Source organism: Virgibacillus sp. NKC19-3, from assembly GCF_019837165.1.
Taxonomy (GTDB): domain Bacteria; phylum Bacillota; class Bacilli; order Bacillales; family Amphibacillaceae; genus Virgibacillus_L; species Virgibacillus_L saliphilus.
Genome location: NZ_JAGYHC010000001.1, coordinates 3,780,591 through 3,801,442 on the forward strand (window position 1 = coordinate 3,780,591; position 20,852 = coordinate 3,801,442).

Sequence of the window (20,852 nt, forward strand, 5' to 3'; positions counted from 1 at the left end):
AAAACGTGTGGAAACAATGCTATCCGTAGAAAAGTTAGGAAAGTCCTTTAAAGGCAAACAGGTTATCTCAAACATCTCCTTTGATGTACGAAAGGGGGAAATTATGGCAATCTTAGGCCCCAATGGTGCAGGAAAATCAACGACCATTCGAAGCATCATGGGGATCATGTACCCGGACGGGGGAACGATCAGCTTTCAAAATAATGCAGCACAGGAAATTCCGCGTCATAAAATCGGCTATTTACCGGAGGAACGCGGGCTGTACAAGAATGTAAAAGTCATGGATATCCTACTCTATTTAGCGGAACTCAAAGACTATCCGCTTGATAAGGCGAAAGAGCGTGCACTAGCTTATTTGAAAAAATTTGATTTGGAAGGAAAAGAGAAAGTTTCCGTGGAGGAACTGTCCAAAGGAATGGGGCAAAAAATTCAATTTATTGCATCGGTTATTCATGAGCCGGAACTGTTGATTTTGGATGAACCCTTTTCCGGACTTGACCCGGTCAGTCAGGAATTGTTCAAGACAGAGATTCAGAGCCTTGCAAATAAAGGTACAGCAATTCTTCTGTCCTCCCATCAAATGAACCTTGTTGAAGAAATGGCTGATAGATTATTTATGATGCATCAAGGACAAAAGGTGATCTATGGGACCATGGATAACGTGAAGACACAATATGCGAATTTCAAATGTACCATCCGCGGGGAAAATAAGCCCGTTGAACTTGAACGCATACCGCAAGTACAGCGGGTGGACCAACAGGAAGAAACATCGATTCTTTATTTGGAAAGCGATGTGCAACCATCTATTTGGCTGAAGCATTTGCCGGATCACATCGCCATCCAGGAATTAACGATCGATCGTATTTCGCTTCATGAAATATTTATCGATATCGCCACAGACGGAAATTTTGTAGAGGAAGCTGGTGAAGCATATGCGTAACACCATGAAGGTCGCTAAATGGGAAATTAAACGCAATATGAAGAGCAAATCCTATCTTATCGGGTTATTTTTAACACCTGCCATTTTCCTGTTTTTCTTTATGATGCCCTCAATTTTCGGTGGATCAGATGATGATGCAACCTCAACAACTGTTTTAGTAAATGATCAACTCGGTGTGTATGAGCAAATGGAACAAACCGTCGAACAATCCGGTTTCGATTGGGAGCTTGAGCAAACCGATGTGGAAGAGGCGAACATAAGGGAAGCGCTGGAAGACGAGGAAAACACGGCTTACGTATTTGTAGATGAGCATGCCTTGGAAGATGGCGTGGTACCGGTCTATACAAGCGAGGAAATGGATCAATTTTTTACCAATCAAGTACAGGTTTTAGAAGCACCCATTCAGGCAATAAAGCTGGAACAGTTAGGATTAAGCGATGAAGAAATGGCGGTCGTCTCCAGTGGTGTTGAATTTGATGAGACAACTGCAGGAGACATGGAGGCTAATGAAACCGAAGGAAGCGCAAAGTCCGATGGCATAGGAGATAATCCGATGGAGCGAATGGTTCCTGGCGCTTTTGCCTTGGCTATCATGCTTTCGATTGTTTTCACAGGTATGGCGATATTCCAAAGTGCTTCCCAAGAAAAGAAAGACAAAATTGCTGAAATCATTCTATCATCATTGACACCTGGAGAATTAATGCAAGGAAAAATTTTCGGCTACTTTGTGCTGGGACTTATTCAGGTGGCCGTATTGCTTGTATTTGTCCTACCGGTTCTCGTATGGCGATTAGATATCCCGATTCTAGAGTATTTATTTGTTCCGGAACTGCTCTTGTTAATGGCTATCGCTATTTTAGGCTATCTGTTGTTCGCATCTATTTTCGTTGGTGTCGGTGCAACCATGGCCGATATGTCAACAGCAGGAAACTTCCAGGGGATGGTTATGATGCTGCCATTCTTGCCGTTTATCTTTATCGGACCAGTATTCAATGATCCGAGCGGCTTTGTAGCACAACTCGGCACCTATATTCCCTTCACTTCCCCGGGCGTGTTACTCCTCCGCCTCTCACTAATGGAGGAATGGCCATGGATGGAGATCCTTATTGCTGTAGCTATTCTAGTTGTAAGTGTCTGGTTCTTTATGAAACTGGCGGGGAAAATATTTAAAACTGGAATTCTGATGTACGGGAAAAACGCGACACCGGGTGAGATTTGGAAGTGGATTCGGGCTTAAGCGTTAGGTATTGGCGGAGTGCCTTGTGGGGTACTTCGCTTTTTTGATGAAATAGAACGCGGAAATTATTTATACATATCCCATGTGGCGGATAACACCGAATCTGGGTAAATGCATAACATACTAAAGAGTCATCATTAACACAGAGGAGGAGTTTTTGTTATGTATCATTATTGGGGACCAACTGGATATCCCAACTGGCAACATCAAGGATATGGATATAGAGAAAATTGGAATCGCCAAATAAACATGATAGAGGGAATAAATATAGCCCTGCAGCAGGTTCCTGGGGAAGTGGTTAGTGCTGAATTGGATACAAAGAACAATACACAAATCTATGAAGTGGAAATTGTAACTCAACAAGGAGCGAAGTATGAAGTAGATGTAGATCGAAGTACAGGTAATATTCTCAGTATCGATCTTGACTAGCACCCAATATGAAAAAACCGCTGTAAGTCTATAGCGGTTTTTTCATTTGATTCCATACGGTTTTTATTTTCATGGGGAAAATCCCCTGTTAAAAACACCTTATTCCAATGGTTCTATTTCTGTGGAAGTTGAATCGGTAAGACTTTTATAAGCTATATAAACAGAAATGCTCGAACCGATGAAAAATAAGATGGAGCCGATAAAATCCAGTTCTTCCAAGGATAAGGATGATCCTACTGTTGTATTTTTAGGATTGTTTGCTCCCGTTCTTGGCATAGTCGACATGCTAACACCTCCAAATTTTATTCCTTCTTATTTAAAATATTCAATAACGAAATATATGATTATGTATTCGTCAAACGAAACGCATATTATCCAACTCATTTTTATGCTCGTTCTTCACCAATCTGCTTCACTGATAAACCAATGCGAAACGCGCCATGATTTTTTTCATGTAAATTGGTCAACCATGTAGCTCTGGCTTACAGGAGGATAGAAGAATTATTTTCATCATTCATGGAAGAAAAGCCGCCCTTTGGTGGACAGCTTTTTTCATCATTCAAAAAAATCCCTTGAACCAGACACAATAATCTGATAGTATATTACATAATTTCATACTATACCTTATCAGATCGGTGAGGTAGAGGCGCGGATGATAAAAGTAATCAATTGGAGTATGACATCGATGAAGATTGATGAAAGGATTATTCGCCGAAGCATAATAAGAGTCAATCTTATTATTGCTGGGATGTCTTTCAATAAAGGGCATACTGTCATGTGACGTGCATGGAGAACTGCTGATCGAGATGGAGGATAACATCTTTTGTAAAACAAGGATAGCTTATTTTCTATCGTTGTTTTTTATTTTAAACAACTATCATAACAATCCCCTCAGCTCAGGCTCTAGCTATATACGAAATAAAACAGGATCACATCAGTCCCTTCTCAGCATCGCTTCAGCCATTTCTACAAATGATCGATCCAGGCAATAACGAAGGAGAGAGCCATCATGAAAAAAATCTACACCAATGGAAATATTTATACATTTGACCAAACAAAACCAACTGTTCAATCTGTCGTGGTTGATCATGGCCGATTTATCGATATGGGAACAACAGGGGACATGCTGCTTCATTGGAATGGACCAGATAGCAAAGTAATCAATTTGGAGGGCAAAACCGTTACCCCTGGTTTGGTCGACAGTCATCTCCATCTTTCCCAGATTGCGCATACTTTTTTACATTTAGATTTGACAGGCGTCACTTCTAAACAGGAAATGTTAAAGCAAATTCAGTTAAGAGCAACCAAACTACAACCCGGAGAATGGCTTGTAGGAGGTGGCTGGGATGAAAATCTTTTTACCGATGGACCCGCCATACCCACCATTTGCGAACTGAACCATGTCGCTCCACATAATCCAGTATATTTATCCAGGATTTGCATGCATGCCTCGATAGTTAACACAAAGGCGTTAGAGATGATTAACTATCATCCAAATATGAGCCTCCCTGTAGGCGGTGAGATTGTTTTAAATGGACATACGAAAGAACCGACCGGGCTCGTGCTTGAATCGGCTTCTGAGCTATTTAATCAACAAATTCCCGAAAAATCCTACGAGGCGCTAAAGGGTGCGATGAGGCAGGCGATCCAATTCGCGCTGAAAAAGGGATTGACGAGTGTGCATTCGAACGACCCGCTTTATTTAGGGGGACTAGCGCAAACATATCAAATTTATGATGAATTATTGAATCAAGAAGAACTCGGCTTACGCGCAAATCTATTAATCAACCATGATTTTCTGGATGAGTTAAGAGATATGGGTATGTACGCAGGATACGGAAATGATACATTGCAAATCGGTGCTGTAAAATTATTTGCTGACGGTGCATTCGGAAGAAGAACTGCTCTTTTATCGAAAAGCTATGAAGATGACCCGGGAAACAATGGGGAAGCCATGTATGATCAGGAAGCAATGTTTAATATTGTCAAACGAGCTCGGGATTTGTCCATGCCGGTTGCTGTGCATACGATCGGTGATCAGGCTTTGGAAAACGTATTGAATATTTTGGATCAGTTTCCTTCTGCTTCCTACCGTGACAGACTGATTCATACACAGGTATTGAGACAAGATCTGATAAAGCGGCTGGCCCAACCTAGTCGAATCGCAGATATCCAGCCACGATTTTTGGCCTCCGACTTTCCGTGGGTTGAGGATCGACTTGGCAAAAGGCGAATCGAGCTTGCTTATGCATGGAAAACACTAATATCTGCGGGCGTCCAATGCGCAGGAGGCTCGGATTCGCCTGTAGAGCCTGTTGATCCATTGCTCGGCATTCATGCCGCTGTAACAAGGAAAGCACCTGGAGAAAACCATGCCGGTTGGAATCCGAAAGAAAAATTAACCATGCATGAAGCATTTCGCCTGTTCACGGAAATGGGTGCCTATCCGACCAATGAAGAAACGAAAAAAGGAACAATTTCTAGAGGAAAGTTAGCAGATATGACCGTTTATTCCATGGATCCATTCCAATTGGAAGATGCGGATAATTTATTACATACAACCATTGAAATGACCATTATCAGTGGAGAAATTAAATAGCCGTAAGAAAGGATATATCCTTTCTTACGGCTCAGAAAAATTCGACGACTAGAAAGGAGTACGGTCGATGGAAGCTCTATTGGAAAATGTATCCGCCTTTTTATGGGGATTGCCGCTAATCCTTACCATTGTTTTTGTTGGAATATTTTTTACCTTTCGAAGTAAATTTTTTCAATTCCTCTACTTGCCGCATATTTTAAAGGAAACATTTGGAAATCTCTTTAACAAAAAGGAAGCAGGTGCAGGGAAAGGGATCTTGTCCTCTTTTGAAGCAGTAAGTACTGCAATTGGCGGATCCGTTGGTGTGGCAAACATTGGTGGTGTCGCCACCGCAATTGCAGTTGGCGGTCCTGGCGCTGTATTCTGGATGTGGCTATGTGCGTTGGTCGGAATGATTATCAAAACAGCCGAGGTAACATTATCTGTTTACTACCGAAATACAGACGAAAACGGCGATCCATATGGTGGACCGACGTATTATATGGAAAAAGGGCTTGGTGAGGAGCGGAATTTTAAATACTGGATGATCCCTGCATTTATTTTCGGTATGGGTATCTTTTCCACTTTCTTTATTACGATGCAAAACTATACGATATCCGAGGCAATCAGTTCAACCTTTGATATCGGCATGATCCCTGCTTCGATTCTATTTATTATCTTTCTTTATTTCATTATTTACGGTGGCATCAAGCATATTGGAAAGGTAGCATCTAAATTAGTGCCTTTTATGGTTATGTTTTACATTCTTTGTGGCATCTACATCATTATCAGTAACGTTGGAGAGATCGGTGACGTTTTTTCCCTCATATTCACGAGTGCATTTGGAGGTACCGCCGCTGTTGGTGGTTTTACAGGAGCCGCAGTTGCGCAAGTGATTCAAATGGGAGTAGCCAGGTCGGTATATAGTAATGAGGCAGGATGGGGGACTTCTGCAATGGTCCATTCTACTGCTAAAGTCAACCATCCTGTAAAACAAGGAATATGGGGAGCCTTTGAGGTATTTGTAGACACGATTATTGTGTGTACCATTACGTCGTTTACAATCATCATTACCGGTGCATGGGCTTCTGGTTTGTCAGGAGCGGATTTGACGCTGTCTGCGTTTGAAATTGGGATAGGTGAGGCAGGGCGAATCATTATCACCCTATCCATTTTCTTATTTGGGTTAACCACCCTGAGCGGCTGGTTTCTCTATTATGAAATCCTACTTCGGCATTTACTTAAAAATAGAGAACATAAATTAAAAAATGGACTACTCGCCTTTTTCAAATGGTTTTATCCCATACCGGGAATGCTAATGGTCGTCTATGCTGCCAGCTTCGGAATCCCGGGCCAAACCGTCTGGTATTTTGCGGATATTACTTCTGCAATACCAACATTCATCAACGTCGTCGTGATCTTAATTCTAAGCAAAAAATTCTTTGAGCTTCTTAACGATTATAAAGCAAGATATCTCGGAGTTGGGCAAGTGGATCCTGACTTTGTATTATTTTATGAGGATAAGGAAAAGCAAGAAGCAAAAAAGAAATGGATGTGAGTGATAGAGAATGAAGGCCTGGCGAATGAAGCTGGGCTGCTGCCTTTTACGTTGGTACAGTTGGTTGGTACAGCTTTTAGAGTGCTCCATACCATATTCGAGTTTGTTTATTCGTCGTTCTATTACGCTAAGCCTTCCTTCATTCGACATCCTCCACGAACATCTCTGCTACTAGTCCTCAGAAAGTACTATTCTACCTATCTCTTCTAGTATATCTGGATTATTTTGGAAAAATGTGGTTTACTTATTACTTGTTAAGGTTATAATTAAATTATAGCATATAATTTAATAGATTTTATGCTTCATCACAAAAAGGAGGTTTATATGAGATTAATTCGTTATTTTACAGTTGGGATGGCTTTTTTGCTATTTTTATATCTATTTCTCCCAACAACAAGTCAAGCAGAAAGCGGAGATACGTATGAGGTAAGTACTACGGTGCTCAATGTTCGAAGTGCACCCGCAGATGGGGCAGAAATCGTTGATGTCTTAACTAAAGGGGACACCATTGTTGCTTTTCAAGAGCGATATGGTTGGGTGCAAACCTATTATGGTGGTAATGAGGCATGGGTCGCTAAACACCATTTAATTCCGGCTAACAGTTCCGTAGAAAGCGAGACGTCAGCTTCAGAAAATACAGCCGACACAATTACAGTCATTGCAAATAATGTTCAAGTTCGTTCAGGGCCGGGTACGAACCATTCCGTTATCGCCTCAGCATCATCCGGAGATACATACAACACCATAGAAACAGCTGGAGATTGGCATAAAGTATCTTTAGCCAATGGGGCTACAGGATGGATTGCTGCATGGTTAACGGATGCTGCAACTTCCTCTAATGAGAGTGAGGCTGCGGTGCCAGCGAATCATGAATCAGCTGAGAAGTCTTCCGGATCGCTGGAAGGCTATACGATCGTCCTTGATCCAGGTCACGGAGGAAAAGATCCAGGAACAATCGGGCTTAATAATATATATGAAAAAGACTTAGCCATGTCCACAGCCGAAACAGTCGAGGCGCAATTGGCTGATGCTGGTGCAAATGTAACGATGACAAGAACGGATGATAATTTCATTCCCCTTGAAAAACGAGCCCAGATCAGCAACGAATCGCAAGCAGATGCATTCATTAGTTTACATTATGATTCTTTCCCGATTCAATCGGTAAATGGAGTAACTACTTATTTCCATTCCAATGGAGCAGATCGTCACTTTGCAGAGGAAATTCAGGCTTCCCTGGCTTCTACCGTTAATTTGCAAGGTAGGGGAGCTATGCAGGCCAATTATAGTGTGTTACGTAATAATAATGCTCCATCCGTTGTGACAGAGTTAGGATTTCTTACAAATCAAAGCGACCTTGCAACGGTACAAACAGCTGATTATCAAAACAATGTGGCTCAGGCTATTGAGAATGGATTAAAGAACTATTTTGGTGAATGATTAAAAAAAAGGGAATCTACCCTCCCAATGCTGAGGGCAGATTCCCTTTTTAATGCAACCACTTTCCGGATCTCATCTTCGGCGTTTTATGAGCTTCTATTTTTCCTTCGCTTAGGTCCTGCACACCTTTTTCCATATTAATTCGAACATATAATTCATGCATTATTTCTTCCATTGTCACATTATCCGGTAGCTCTTTAATCAATTTAATCACTTCTTCTTTGGTGTTCATGGTGCTACCTCCTTCAAGACTTATTTGTTGTACCCGCTCAGATTCGATAAATTATTGGATCATGGAGTGAAACGTTTCCCTGATTCTTCATCTTACCTTTCGAGAATAATTCTACCTGAAAAAAGATTAAGGGACAATACTGTTCATTACTTTCCGTATTCACCCGGTGATCTCACACAAAAATATAATCAGTATTTCTTTACTGTACTGACAAGGCCTATTTTTATGGTTGAATTCAAGTTCTTAATGCTCGAAAAAGGACTATTTAAAAGCCATTTCGTTAACGCTTCCGACAAATACACACCATCAGCGGACTTTCAGCTTGAAGCGGGCTTCTGTCAAAATTTCCATAAACATTATCCAATACAAATCCGTTATAATACAGCAACATTTCAAGCTCTTGTGGGAATACATATCGGATGGCAATTCGAGTGTGTATGGTTTCCTCTACCTCGTGTTCGTTTGCCCAAATTTGATATGTTTGCTTATAATGTTCAAGTTGTTTGATGGAATCATAATGGTGCTTCCAAGTATGGGTGATACGTTTTCCACCTTCATTAACCTTATTTTCTCGTTGCTCTTCAATATTTTGGTTATTTAATAGTCGGGAGAGCACAGGATTTCTAGTCTCAAAGGCAAAAACACCATCTGAATCTAGATGATTGTGTACAAATTGTAATAATCCTTCTTGTGATTCGCGCGTTGTAAAACCTTGAAAGGCATTCCCAGTCGTGAAAATGATTTGATACTTACGTTCTAACTTAAGTTGCTTAACATCAGCTTCAATCCAGTTGATTCGTAGGCCGAGACGTTCACTTTTTTTCTTTGCTGTTTTAAGCATTTCAGGTGTGATATCAACACCCGTAATATCATAGCCCTGTTCTGCCAGCGGAATAGTCAGCCTACCTGTCCCACAGGCAACATCGAGTATAGGCCCTCCATATTGGAAAGCAAGGTCACTAAAAAATTCAGCTTCCACATCCTTCAACGCATTTGTTGCATCATACAGTTCACCATTACGAAATTCCTCCAGATTATTGTGTTCCATCATTTTATCTCCTCCCGGGACACGGGGACAGGTTCATTGTCCCTTTTATGTTTCCTGAAAATACAGTTTCTTCTCAGGCAAAAATAGCAAAACAACCATCAAACCACCGACTATCAACATCCCAAATGCCAAAGCTATAATTGTAATCCGCAATGGTATGATATCCGAGATCACACCAACACCTAAGACAAATATGATTTGAAAAAGGCTTTGCAGCAATTGGAATATACTTGTCACTCTTCCCATTAACGCTGTAGGGACACTATTTTGGTAAAAGGTCATGATGCCTGCATTTAGAAAGACATTAAAGAAACCTAGAATCGTAAACCCAAATGCAATGGATAGAAACGACCATGAAAAGGCATATAAAATATAGCCGGTAGCTTGCATTAGAATTCCAAGGGCAATCAGATAACGCAGTGAAAATTTCTGTGAAAACACCGAGATTATAAGCGCGCCCGCAATGGAACCAATCCCTGTTATGCTGACTAGCATACTATAATCCACCTCAGTCAAACCAACCACCTGCTGAGCGAAAACGACCTCCTGGGCATCCATCGCAAAGGTGAAAATGGTCGTAGCCAAAAACGCTAAATAGAGAAGCACAACATACGTATGCTTATTTACAAAAGATAGAACAACCTTAACATCCGTCACTATCTGGACAAACGATAATTTTGGAATCGCATTTTTATCATAGCTGTCTTTTTCCGGCAATACATACAGCAAACAAGCTGCAAGCACAAACAGGGAAGCATTCATCAAAAGCGTTGGCTTCACAGAACTTATCAGTATAAGCGTTCCACCAATAGCCGGGCCAATGATAAAAGCGCCGGATGTTGTGAAGGACTGCATGGAATTATAGCGTTTTCGCATATGTCTTGGAATTAACTGTGTGATGTATGTCGTGGATGAAGGTGTAAAGAACGCCTTAGCGATACTCAAGAAAATCAAAATCAAGTAAACAAATACAATGTTAGGGACAAAAGGAATGAAAAATATGAAAAATGCTCTTGCTAGATAAGTAAGGATCATAATTTTTCGTTTGCTTCGATAATCGATGAAGCTCCCCGTCCAAAACTTCGTCAGGATATTGACGATAGGCCCGATAATCCACAAACCAGCCACCGCCGCTGCAGAGCCAGTCATCTGAAACACCAAAATATTAATGGCAACCAAATAGATAAAGTCACCTATACTTGCAATCCCGACAGAAGTTAATAGAAAAATAGGCTCCTTCCAATGAGCTAATTGACTCTTCATGTAGTTGCATTTCCTTTCTCCCTATGGTTACCGATGTTTATTATATTCATTAATATACTTATTCGATGCAGAAGCAGTGAATTCCTTTCAAATTGCAGAATTATTTGGGACACAGGGACAGGTTCATTGTCCCAGCATCGGCAAAACGAGGGGACAATGAACCTGTCCCCTCGTCCCTATACTTCCTTCTTTTCATACCATTCTCTTGCTGCTTTTACTTCTTTCATGGTTAATTGATGTCCGCTGCTTTCCCAATGAAGTTTGACATTGGCGTTTGCGCCTTCCAGCAATGATTTCAATTCTTCGGATTCTTGTGGTGAACAGATCGGATCATTGGTGCCGGCCGCTATAAATACATTTTTCCCTGCTAAATCCGGTAACTGCATTCCTTTTCTTGGAACCATTGGATGGTGGAGGATTGCCCCTTTTAGAGCATTATTATAGTGAAACAGTAAGCTTGCTGCAATATTTGCCCCATTTGAATACCCGATGGCCAGTATATGATTACGGTTGAATTCATACTTTTTGGCTGCTTCATCTAGAAACGTATTCAATTCTTTGGTGCGGGAAATCAAATCTTCCTCATCAAATACACCTTCTGCTAACCTTCTAAAAAAACGTGGCATTCCATTTTCCGTTACATTCCCTCTCACGCTTAGTATATTTGCATCCGGATCGATCTTATCTGCAAGAGACAGAAGGTCATGCTCCGTGCCTCCAGTTCCGTGCAGTAGTAGCAATGTCGGTTTGGATGGGTTATTCCCCTTTTGAAAGATGTGCTTCATGATTTATTCCTCCCTTTCCATTGATCAAGACCTTACTCCTGTTCCTTTTCAAATACTTTGGTACTTCTTACTGTATCAATAGAACGAACGGCATTTTCAATCTGCTCTCGTTTGGGTTCCAAAAATGGAGGTAGCGCCAATTTTTCTCCCAGCGTTTCATAGGGTTCATCACCCATAAATCCGGGGCCATCTGTCGCAATTTCAAACAGTATTTGTGGCGAAACTTTCGTATACAAGGAGCCAAAGTAATAGCGTTCCACATACCCGGAATTCGGCAGACGGAAGGATTGCATCCGTTTCATCCAGTCATCCAGTCCAGCCCGATCCTCTACACGGAATGCGGAATGGTGAACAGTCCCATACCCTTGGCGCGCCTGTGGTAGTACGGTGTTATGTTCCACAATAACTTGTGCCCCGTTTCCACCTTCACCCACTTCAAAGAGATGATAAGCACCTTCTTGATCCATTTCGGTAAATAAGAGAACCTTTTCCATGATTTCCTTAAAGTAATCGAAATGATCAACACGTACAAAGATTGGTCCCAGTCCTGTAATGGCGTACTCTAGTGGAATAGGACCTTTTTGCCATGGTGTTCCGGCTGCAACACCATTGTTATTTTCATCAGAGATCAGTTGATAGTGTTGATCATCAAAATCGACAAATGAGAGTGTCTTTTTCCCAAATTGCGCTTTTATCCCCGTATGCTTGACATCCAGACGGTCAAAGCGTTTCACCCAATAATCGAGTGCTTCATCATCCGGCACACGGAATGAGGTTTTTGCAATCTCATTTGTCCCGTGAACACCTTTTGGAATACCGGGAAAATCAAAGAATGTCATATCGGTCCCTGCGCTCCCTTTATCATCTGCGAAAAATAAATGATACGTTTGAATATCATCTTGATTCACTGTTTTTTTAACTAAACGCATGCCTAATACATAGGTGAAAAATTCATATATCTTCTCTGCGCTGCTCGTAATTGTTGTAACATGATGCATCCCTTTTAATGCGTTCATTGTTATACCCTCCATATTTCTATTTATGATCTATTCAACGAAAACCACTATAAAAAACCACATTTTCCTGAAATGCTTGTTTTCTTTTTTACATTGAATTAAATTATCTTTAATTACGTTTAATTTTATAGAAAAACGGGAGAAACGTCAATTATTTTGTTTGATTCATTCAAGAAGGAAAAAAGCCAAAGAACAGTAGAGAAAACCTTACCTCTATCGTTCTTTAGCTTTTTCCTTGGCTACTATTTGCTTTTCTTAAAGGGGCAAATCCATACGCTAACCATTAGTCACAGAGCACCGCGCCAATTGCTTAAGATGCCTCAGTTAGACCATTCATTTCTTATATTATGCGGGCGCCTACTTTTATTCCAAAGAGACACCCGTTCTTTACGATGTTTATAAATCAACATAGAAACATGAAAGGCGGTAGCTAAATAACTACCAGCCAAATGTAATCATAACAACAAATTTCTCAACGTTATATAATAAGCATGCAAGTAATAGGTTCCTTTATCAACATTCGTACGCCATGCTTTTAACATATACATCCATGCGAAAAATAACTGATATAGGCCAAATATGCTTGCAATCACAATCCCAACATGAAATAAATCGGTACTATCTTTATCTTACTAAAGCGTTCTTATTTTTGCTTTATACCCCATCGCTCTGCCTATTTACGCAAGGTCTCCATGAAATTAACGGTATTTAATCCGAAAAATTTCAGTGCACTTTTTGACCCTTTTAGCCCGTGGCCGGCTTTGAGGTGCTTAAATATGGCTACACCGAGAATAATATTAATCATAACGGTCCCAATTCGTACAAACTTTTTTCCAAAGACGGACATGAGTAAAAATATCGAGCCAATTAATTCAAAAAAGCCTGCAACCCGCATGGCATTACGCGATAAATTGAAGCCATTCTTAAATTGCTGTGCCGCTTGCTCGTCATTTTTCACTTTTGGTAAGCTGCTATTGATCATTTCCTTTGCAACATAACCATTTGATAAATGTTTTAACATGATGATATTCACTCCTGGTTGGTTGATTTTCTAAATGGTATTTTTTAGCTAATTTACATATTGTTGGTTATTGCATTTATTACTGATATTTTGCTCTTTCCCAGTCATGTCATGGTTACGTCGCTACATGGTCGTACGAAATTTGGATCTTTCGCTCATTCCATTTCGATATGATCACAGCACTAAGCCTATCGTAAAAGCTCGTTTTTCGAAAGGATTGTGCTTTTTTCCATTTTATAGTGTCTCTAACTAGTCCTTTTTTTATTCTATATAAAAAAGGACTAGATCGTATGAAATGATATATGTTTCATCAAAATAAATCTCTTTTACTCTTAATAAACGGGCAAATCAATACACCAACTGTTAATCCCAGAAAAGCGGACACAGCAAATAACCCGAGCCCCATTCCTTCCCAGCCTCCTATTCCAACGAGACTGAAGACAATGAGGGAAATACATACTAAACTTAAAATGGTCGTAATTATATATAATACCGCTTTTTTGATGGAAAACGCTAGCGTAACAATTATTACAGCTACAAGTACACCTGTTAAAATAATAGGGAGCCATTCACTCAAAAGTAATCTATCCATACCGTAAACCTCCATTTAGGGAAAATTAATCTCAATACGTTCTCGCGCTGTTCCATCTGCACGAATCACCCAATAGCTGTAATCCGGTTCAGATGTAGCAAATCCTTTATCCACCGTAACAACCAGTTTATCCTGATGATGAAAAAAGACTGGACTAGTTACATGTTCGCCAAATGACGTGACCTGCGCTGCCTGCTTCGTCTCCACATCCATTCGGAATCCTTCATAAATAAAGGTGCCGTCTTCATCTGTCCTAGCTACATCAGAGAAAGCAATATATTCCCCGTCCGGTGACAACGCCGGTGAAGAAATTAGCGGTGGATCGGCAGCGAAATCTCCTATAGGGGTAACAGTTGTTTCGCTTCCCCCTTCTAAGGACTGAAACACTAACTGATCGCTTTCATCATAATAGCGATACAGCAACGCCTTGCCATTAGGCGTAACGTTCACATCGGACATATCGTAGGCCTCTTTGTTCGTGATCTGTTCAATTTCTTCTGTGTCTAAATGAACACGGTACATATCGAAATCATGAGCACGCTCGGATGCAATGGGAGAATAATTTGTGTGCACACCAGCTTGAAGGAAAAATAAAGACTGGCCATCCGGCGAAAAGGTAGCCTCGGTCACTAAACCTTCCTCATCTGTCATTTCCTTTTTCTCTCCATTTGTGCGATCAATGAGTACAAGCTTTCCAAGCGGCTGTGCATCATCCTCTTCACCTTCTTCCCATTGTTCAACATAGGCAATTTTTTCGCCATCAGGAGAAAACGTTGGATGCAGGAGGGTATTTCCTTCGGTGGCTTCCACTACTAATTCCGCATTTCCACCGCTAACAGGTGCCGTGTAAATTGCAGACTCCCCCTCATGTTCATAGGTAAAAACGATTTCTTCATCATTCGGCGAAATATCCGTAGGCTCCCCGAATCCAGAATAGCCGGTAGGGCCTCCAGCTAAGTAACCCATACCCCACAAGATGAGGAATAACAGTATCATTCCGGTGATGAAGCTTATATTTTTCATGATTAATGACATTTTTAATACCCCCCGGAAACCAAACGAATCAAAACAAAGGAAAGGACGATAGCTAATAGGCAAGCCAATAAACCTGTTACCAGAGATAAAGCCGGCTTTCTCGCGATGAATGTCATTTGGTATTTATAAAATAGCAACCAGATCAAAATCGGCATCAATGTCAAAAAGTTATATATACTTGTTTCGGAGAACGCAAGAAGGGCCCACAAGAAAAACAAACTTAAAATGACAGTCGCCATTCCATACAGTAAATTCATGATATAGCTAAATTTTACAAAGCCTTGTTTTCCCTGTGTCATTCCCGTTTGATTGGTAGAATAGTAGGAATTCCGAAAAACAAATAGAAGACCCAGCCCAATCAGAATCAGTAAATAGATACTAAAAAGGATAGCCTGCCACTGGGATAAACCTTGCACCACTACCAAATTGATCCCATTCCAAATCACGTTGACCATAAGCAGGACATTAAGCAAATAAAAATAACGGCCTGCAAAGGAAATATTCATCGCTGCTAACGTGACGATGCTGCCTGATAGCAGTTGAACAATTAACCAAACAGGGGTCGGTTCCCGGATAACAAAAGTAAGATTCAAATAAAAGATAACCCCGAATAGAATAGTAGCGATACCAATCAGATACAATAATCCCCGTTGAAACGGATACATCGATTCCTGTAACTCCCATCCAACCCTATGCGGATCCCCAAACGCTGCGATTACTTTTTTCTCTGCTTGCTTTTCAGAGAAACCATCACTGATATAACTGCTTTTGGCCTCATGTAAATGACTGAGCAGCTCCTCTCTCATCTCTTCACGTTCGTGATCCGGACTCTGCGTTTGTTTGAGTACATATTCGACATGTTTTTCGAACCGGTTCATGATAAATCTCCAGACGTTTTCGTTATTAAGTTATGAATACTATTCCACTCTTCCAACTTCTTTTCTAAAATGGCACTGCCTTCATCTGTTATCTGATAGTACTTCCTTCTGCCATGCTCCGTTTGGGACCAATAAGAATGAAGCCACTGCTTTTTCTCCATTCGCTTTAAGGCAGGATAAAGTGTCCCTTCTCCCATATTGTACAACTGATCACTTTTAGCTTTCAGTTCCTTTACCATCTCATAGCCGTACATATCTTTTCCGGATAGTAGATTCAGTAATAAAATATCAATACTACCCTTCATGATTTCCCGATCCATTTTTTATATCACCTCTTTGTTCCATTGTATTACGATGTACATCGTATTACAAGGTATAGGAGTGAGAGGTGACTCTATTCAGTTTCAACGGGCTCCTTCCTGGTTTTATGGTGCCTTGTCGATCGGTTGGGAGTGGCGCTCGATCGGGTTACGCTCGCACTCGATCGAGGTGAGGCGGTACTCGATCGAGTTGGAGGGGCTCTCCCGTTTCAGGACCACTCTCTCCCGTTTTAACGCGTACCTCTCCCAACTTCACGATATTCTCTCCCGATTTAGCTTCGCACTCTCCCGTTTTCATTATGTTCTCCATATACCTCACTCATATAGCCTTTCTCACCCTCCGTCCTACCAAATACAGTACAACTCCAAGCAACAAGGTCACATAGAACGGAATTTGCACCGATGGCCCAAAATCTGGTACGACAAAGATAACCAGCATAAATAAACCAATCGCAACAATCCCCAATAGTGCAGACAAGAAAAATTCCACTACTTTGTTGATTTTCTTAAAGCAGGACCAACGAATATACTGAAGAGCTGCATACAAAATCACAAATGCCACCGGAATATTGATCAGCGTTTTAAGAGCTAGCGTTCCCGTGTAATACGTTTTTGTTAACGGTTCTATACCAAGCACATAATGACTAAAAAGCGTAGCAATTCCTGAGTAAAAGGCAATGGCAGCCAGAAAATACAGCACACCCATGATGAAATACTGCATGCGTTTTTTCGTTACCATTTTAGGGAGTTCGCCAATAATTTCGTCCGTATATTTCTTCGGCTCCCGCCCAAATACATCCTCCGCTGTTTTCCCTTCTGCTTGTGCCTCTAGTAAATGATCCAGTAATTCAGCTAAAATCTCCTCCGTTTCCTGATCGGATTTATCATAGGAGAGACGCACATAGACCAGCATTTCCTCATAATACTCCTTATTTTCCTTTGACAGCTGTTTTCGTTTTTCATTATTCATTTGAATTAATTCTTCTGCATTCATGCTATTCCTCCTTATGTAGTAAACGGTCGACTGGAGATTTAAGCCCTTCCCAGTTTACTTTAAATTCCTCTAAGGCCTCCGCTCCCTCATCCGTCAGATAATAATACTTCCGATTTGGGCCGGTTGGTGATTTTTGCATTTCTCCCCTAATCAGCTTTTCCTTTTGCAGTCTTAGTAGGATGGGGTAAATGGAGCCCTCACTAACGGAAAGTCCGTAATCCTGAAGCTTTAATGATAATTCATAACCGTATACAGTCTGACGGTCGACTACCGCAAGAATGCATCCCTCCAATATTCCTTTTAATAATTGACTTCGTATCGACAACTAGTTCACCTACCTTGTATTACAATATAGATATGCAAAAAAATATGTACAACTTTAATTTTGCCTACCTTGTTATACCATATAGTTTAGCAGAAAAACAACTAACTTGCAATACAAAATAGCTGTTTTTCCTTAAACTTTAGGTGTGATCCAATAAAGTCCTTCTTATTTCTTTGCATAAATCATACTTAAGATATCATTAAATTGGTGTGTTTCAACGATAAAATTATTTGCATCCAACCATTCCATTAAAAGGGATTGATCTGCATAATATTCATCTTCTATGGCATTGATCGCCTCGTTATTTCCTGCCGCTTGAAAACTATCCATCACGCTTGTTCGATGCTGATCATTGACAAACATCAAATCAGCGATACAAATCTGCCCATGTGGTTTTAGCACCCGGTTCATCTCTTCTAAAGCGATCACCTTTTCCTCATCTGGTACATGATGCAATGCATAACTCGACACAATCACGTCCACCTGGTCATTTAGCAATGGGAGGGCAAGAAAATGTCCTTTTCTCGTTTCAATTGTAGGATGCTTTTCGTTACAAACTTCAAGCATGTTAGCTGACTGATCAACACCAATCACGTTAATACCCGAAGATAAAAGTTTGGAACCGAGATTTCCTGTGCCAACTCCAATATCAAGACAAATATCCCCAGGTTGCAGTTTTATCGTATCTACTACTTTGTCTAAAGCCTCATTGTAATCCTGATGAACATTAAAGGCATATCCCTCTCTCTTTATGTGGTAATCAAAGTCTTCCGCCCAGCTATCAAAATTCCATTTATCCTGCCAACGTGTACGAATGTGCTTTAAGTTTTTCAGATGTTGGGCCAATTCATGGATATCGTTAATGGAGTAATCTTCATTTCCTGTACGCGCCACCATTTGATCGATAGTTCGAATCATGTCTTTCATCTACATCCATTTTTCAAACATTGCAGCGCGTTGGATATCAAGATACTGTTTCATGCTCATATCCAAGCCTACGAATATTTTTTTAATATCTGCCACTCCTACATCGATCTCCCGTAAGGCTAAAATGGTACTTAAACGGAGAAGATCCTTTTCCGTAAAATACCTGTAATCATTGAATATATCCTTTTGTGGAGAAATTAATCCCTTTTCTTCATAAAAGCGAATGGCTCTTGAAGTCGTGTTCATTAAGTTTGCTACGTCTTTGATATACATGCTATCCTCTCCCTTATCCTTACTATAAACGTTAACCCAACGGAAAGGTAAAGGATTTTATCAAAAAAGTGACATAAGGAACATTCCATACAAAATAAATAATGAGTACCTATGCTAACAGATTGCACCTTCTCCCGATTCGGTGCGCGGCTCTCCCTATTTCATGGCGTCCTCTCCCGATTCGGTGCGCGGCTCTCCCTATTTCAAGGTGTCCTCTCCCGGTTCGGTGCTCGGCTCTCCCTATTTCAAGGTGTCCTCTCCCGGTTCGGTGCTCGGCTCTCCCTATTTCATGGCGTCCTCTCCCGGTTCGGTGCGCGGCTCTCCCTATTTCAAGGTGTTCTCTCCCGGTTCGGTGCGCGGCTCTCCCTATTTCATGGCGTCCTCTCCCGGTTCAGCTCGGTGCCATCCCAGATCAAGCGACTTGACAACGTTCCCCTAAGAGTAATATTCTTTTGATTATCGTTCAAAATTTTTCCAAAAAGGAAGGAAATATTATTTTCTTCTTATTTACAATAGGTGTCACTGTAACTATTTTAGAATCCACAGGCGCCAAACGCAGGAGTTAGCTTACTAATTAAGTATTATCAATTGAAAAAGCAAGAAATTGCATAAAAATCAAGGAGGCAGCAATCATGCAAGAATTTGAAGAAAAACATGTTAACGAGATGCTAGAAATGCTTGAGAAATTAGTAAATACCGATAGTGGATCAACCGATAAAGCAGGTGTAGACCGCGTTGGTGAAATCCTTTGCCAAAACTATGAACAAATTGGTTTCGTTCCAAAAGTGCACAAAAGCGAACAATATGGAAATTCCATCACTTTACGTCACCAAGACGCAACAAATCCGGATATTTTAATTGTGGCACATATGGATACCGTTTTTCCAGCGGGAACAGCAAGCGAACGTCCGTTTACCATTCGTGACGGGAAAGCATATGGTCCTGGCGTCATCGACATGCAAGCGAGTCAGGTGATGGTTTTTTACACAATGAAAGCCTTGGTTGAACAACAGATTTCCGCCTATAAGCATGTTGAAATTGTGCTCAATAGTGACGAAGAACTTGGAACCATTTCGTCCCGATCATTGATTGAAGAAAAGGCGAAAGGAAAGAAAGCAGCCCTCGTGGTAGAACCGGCAAGGGAAGATGGATCGGTTGTGAGTTCGCGACGTGGCAGTGGCGTGTATGAGTTGCATATAAAGGGACGTGCGGCACATTCCGGTATGAATCCAGAAAACGGGATCAACGCCATCGAGGAATTAGCACATAAAATCCTTGCATTCCAAAGCCTTTCTGATCCGGACAATGGCTTACATGTTAATGTAGGACTCATCGAGGGAGGAACATCAGTGAACACCATTGCTCCCTCTGCAAAAGCTTCGGTCGATGTGCGGATCAGCACCGCATCACAAGGAAAAACCATCGACGAACAAATTCAGGCGATTGGTCAGCAAAACGTACTCGACGGAATCGAATTAACGCTGACAGGCGGAATCAACCGGCCACCTATGGAGTTAACCGACGGGGTGCAAAAACTCGTTGATATTGTCCAAACCAAAGCTCAAGCACTTGGACTAAACGTCGGACATACGGCAACCGGCGGCGGATCAGACGCATCCTTTACAGCGGCAATGAATGTCCCGACCATTGATGGCCTTGGTCCCGTAGGTGGGAAACAGCACAGTAGCGAAGAATACCTCATCGTGGATAGTCTCCAAGAACGAATGATGTTATTTTGCAATGTTTTACAGCAGTTAAGCGAGGAATAAGACTGCACTGGCATGCTTGTATAAAGTAGAAGCAATGCTTTCAAAGAACTACTAAAGGGTAAACGTAACGTACGCTTTATCGGCGGATGAGGGCTCGGTTCTCAGGGGGACGGCTCAGCATGGGACTTCATTTTACCCATGAGTGCCCGTTCTCAGGATTTCCAGCTCAATATGGGATTTCACTTCGCCCATGAG

At 41.2% G+C, this 20,852-nt stretch carries 22 protein-coding genes and 1 riboswitch; of the genes, 7 read left to right on the forward strand and 15 right to left on the reverse strand.

What is annotated here, in order from left to right; all coding sequences use genetic code 11:
• Positions 1-7 precede the first annotated feature (7 nt).
• The 3 genes from KFZ56_RS17990 to KFZ56_RS18000 all read left to right on the forward strand — a co-directional run bounded on the left by KFZ56_RS17990 (position 8) and on the right by KFZ56_RS18000 (position 2,606).
• Positions 8-940 (forward strand): ABC transporter ATP-binding protein, encoded by a 933-nt coding sequence (locus KFZ56_RS17990; protein WP_222643507.1) that lies wholly within the window; start codon positions 8-10, stop codon positions 938-940.
• Entirely contained in the window at positions 933-2,177 is a 1,245-nt protein-coding gene (locus KFZ56_RS17995) for an ABC transporter permease (RefSeq protein ID WP_222644050.1), read from the forward strand. Before KFZ56_RS17990 ends, KFZ56_RS17995 begins: the two co-directional genes overlap by 8 nt.
• A gap of 162 nt (positions 2,178-2,339) precedes the next feature.
• Entirely contained in the window at positions 2,340-2,606 is a 267-nt protein-coding gene (locus KFZ56_RS18000; protein WP_222643509.1) for a PepSY domain-containing protein, read from the forward strand.
• Positions 2,607-2,705: 99 nt separating this feature from the next.
• On the opposite strand, the gene KFZ56_RS18005 is transcribed toward KFZ56_RS18000, so the two are convergent.
• Positions 2,706-2,891: a hypothetical protein gene (locus tag KFZ56_RS18005; RefSeq protein ID WP_222643510.1), complete on the reverse strand. Its 186-nt coding sequence runs from the start codon at positions 2,889-2,891 to the stop codon at positions 2,706-2,708.
• A 348-nt stretch (positions 2,892-3,239) separates the two neighbouring features.
• A riboswitch (Lysine riboswitch) is annotated at positions 3,240-3,411 on the forward strand.
• A gap of 204 nt (positions 3,412-3,615) precedes the next feature.
• On the opposite strand from KFZ56_RS18005, the gene KFZ56_RS18010 reads away from it, so the two are divergent.
• The 3 genes from KFZ56_RS18010 (at position 3,616) to KFZ56_RS18020 (ending at position 8,179) form a co-directional block, all read left to right on the forward strand.
• The gene (locus KFZ56_RS18010) at positions 3,616-5,205 is read left to right on the forward strand and encodes an amidohydrolase (protein ID WP_222643512.1); all 1,590 of its coding nucleotides are present in this window, start codon (positions 3,616-3,618) and stop codon (positions 5,203-5,205) included.
• Positions 5,206-5,272: 67 nt separating this feature from the next.
• Complete coding sequence (locus tag KFZ56_RS18015; RefSeq protein ID WP_222643514.1) at positions 5,273-6,742, forward strand: alanine/glycine:cation symporter family protein; 1,470 nt, start codon at positions 5,273-5,275, stop codon at positions 6,740-6,742.
• Positions 6,743-7,066: 324 nt separating this feature from the next.
• Positions 7,067-8,179, forward strand: a complete 1,113-nt coding sequence (locus KFZ56_RS18020; protein WP_222643516.1) for an N-acetylmuramoyl-L-alanine amidase family protein — start codon at positions 7,067-7,069, stop codon at positions 8,177-8,179.
• Positions 8,180-8,228: 49 nt separating this feature from the next.
• On the opposite strand, the gene KFZ56_RS18025 is transcribed toward KFZ56_RS18020, so the two are convergent.
• The 14 genes from KFZ56_RS18025 to KFZ56_RS18090 all read right to left on the reverse strand — a co-directional run bounded on the left by KFZ56_RS18025 (position 8,229) and on the right by KFZ56_RS18090 (position 18,888).
• Positions 8,229-8,411 carry a hypothetical protein gene (locus tag KFZ56_RS18025; protein ID WP_222643519.1) on the reverse strand — a complete coding sequence of 61 codons (183 nt, stop codon included), beginning with the start codon at positions 8,409-8,411 and terminating at the stop codon, positions 8,229-8,231.
• A gap of 280 nt (positions 8,412-8,691) precedes the next feature.
• A complete protein-coding gene (locus KFZ56_RS18030) occupies positions 8,692-9,462 on the reverse strand; it encodes a class I SAM-dependent DNA methyltransferase (protein ID WP_222643521.1) in 771 nt (256 codons plus the stop codon).
• Positions 9,463-9,504: 42 nt separating this feature from the next.
• On the reverse strand, positions 9,505-10,722 hold the full coding sequence (locus KFZ56_RS18035; protein WP_222643523.1) for an MFS transporter: 1,218 nt from the start codon (positions 10,720-10,722) through the stop codon (positions 9,505-9,507).
• A 176-nt stretch (positions 10,723-10,898) separates the two neighbouring features.
• Positions 10,899-11,510 (reverse strand): alpha/beta hydrolase, encoded by a 612-nt coding sequence (locus tag KFZ56_RS18040; RefSeq protein ID WP_222644051.1) that lies wholly within the window; start codon positions 11,508-11,510, stop codon positions 10,899-10,901.
• Positions 11,511-11,539: 29 nt separating this feature from the next.
• Positions 11,540-12,523 carry a ring-cleaving dioxygenase gene (locus tag KFZ56_RS18045; RefSeq protein WP_222643524.1) on the reverse strand — a complete coding sequence of 328 codons (984 nt, stop codon included), beginning with the start codon at positions 12,521-12,523 and terminating at the stop codon, positions 11,540-11,542.
• Between the two features lie 673 nt (positions 12,524-13,196).
• Positions 13,197-13,547, reverse strand: coding sequence for a hypothetical protein (locus tag KFZ56_RS18050; RefSeq protein WP_222644052.1), 351 nt, complete (start codon positions 13,545-13,547; stop codon positions 13,197-13,199).
• 307 nt (positions 13,548-13,854) lie between these two features.
• On the reverse strand, positions 13,855-14,136 hold the full coding sequence (locus tag KFZ56_RS18055; RefSeq protein WP_222643525.1) for a YesK family protein: 282 nt from the start codon (positions 14,134-14,136) through the stop codon (positions 13,855-13,857).
• A gap of 15 nt (positions 14,137-14,151) precedes the next feature.
• Positions 14,152-15,171 carry a TolB family protein gene (locus KFZ56_RS18060; RefSeq protein ID WP_222643526.1) on the reverse strand — a complete coding sequence of 340 codons (1,020 nt, stop codon included), beginning with the start codon at positions 15,169-15,171 and terminating at the stop codon, positions 14,152-14,154.
• Between the two features lie 2 nt (positions 15,172-15,173).
• The gene (locus tag KFZ56_RS18065; protein ID WP_222643528.1) at positions 15,174-16,049 is read right to left on the reverse strand and encodes a permease prefix domain 1-containing protein; all 876 of its coding nucleotides are present in this window, start codon (positions 16,047-16,049) and stop codon (positions 15,174-15,176) included.
• A complete protein-coding gene (locus KFZ56_RS18070; protein WP_222643529.1) occupies positions 16,046-16,369 on the reverse strand; it encodes a PadR family transcriptional regulator in 324 nt (107 codons plus the stop codon). Before KFZ56_RS18070 ends, KFZ56_RS18065 begins: the two co-directional genes overlap by 4 nt.
• A 319-nt stretch (positions 16,370-16,688) precedes the next feature.
• Complete coding sequence (locus KFZ56_RS18075) at positions 16,689-17,363, reverse strand: DUF1129 family protein (RefSeq protein ID WP_222643532.1); 675 nt, start codon at positions 17,361-17,363, stop codon at positions 16,689-16,691.
• 1 nt (position 17,364) lies between these two features.
• The gene (locus KFZ56_RS18080) at positions 17,365-17,688 is read right to left on the reverse strand and encodes a PadR family transcriptional regulator (RefSeq protein WP_222643534.1); all 324 of its coding nucleotides are present in this window, start codon (positions 17,686-17,688) and stop codon (positions 17,365-17,367) included.
• Positions 17,689-17,853: 165 nt separating this feature from the next.
• Entirely contained in the window at positions 17,854-18,606 is a 753-nt protein-coding gene (locus KFZ56_RS18085; RefSeq protein WP_222643535.1) for a class I SAM-dependent methyltransferase, read from the reverse strand.
• Positions 18,607-18,615: 9 nt separating this feature from the next.
• Positions 18,616-18,888: a MerR family transcriptional regulator gene (locus KFZ56_RS18090; protein ID WP_222643537.1), complete on the reverse strand. Its 273-nt coding sequence runs from the start codon at positions 18,886-18,888 to the stop codon at positions 18,616-18,618.
• A gap of 632 nt (positions 18,889-19,520) precedes the next feature.
• Here KFZ56_RS18090 and KFZ56_RS18095 point away from each other — a divergent pair.
• Positions 19,521-20,657: a M20 family metallopeptidase gene (locus KFZ56_RS18095; RefSeq protein WP_222643539.1), complete on the forward strand. Its 1,137-nt coding sequence runs from the start codon at positions 19,521-19,523 to the stop codon at positions 20,655-20,657.
• Positions 20,658-20,852 lie beyond the last annotated feature (195 nt).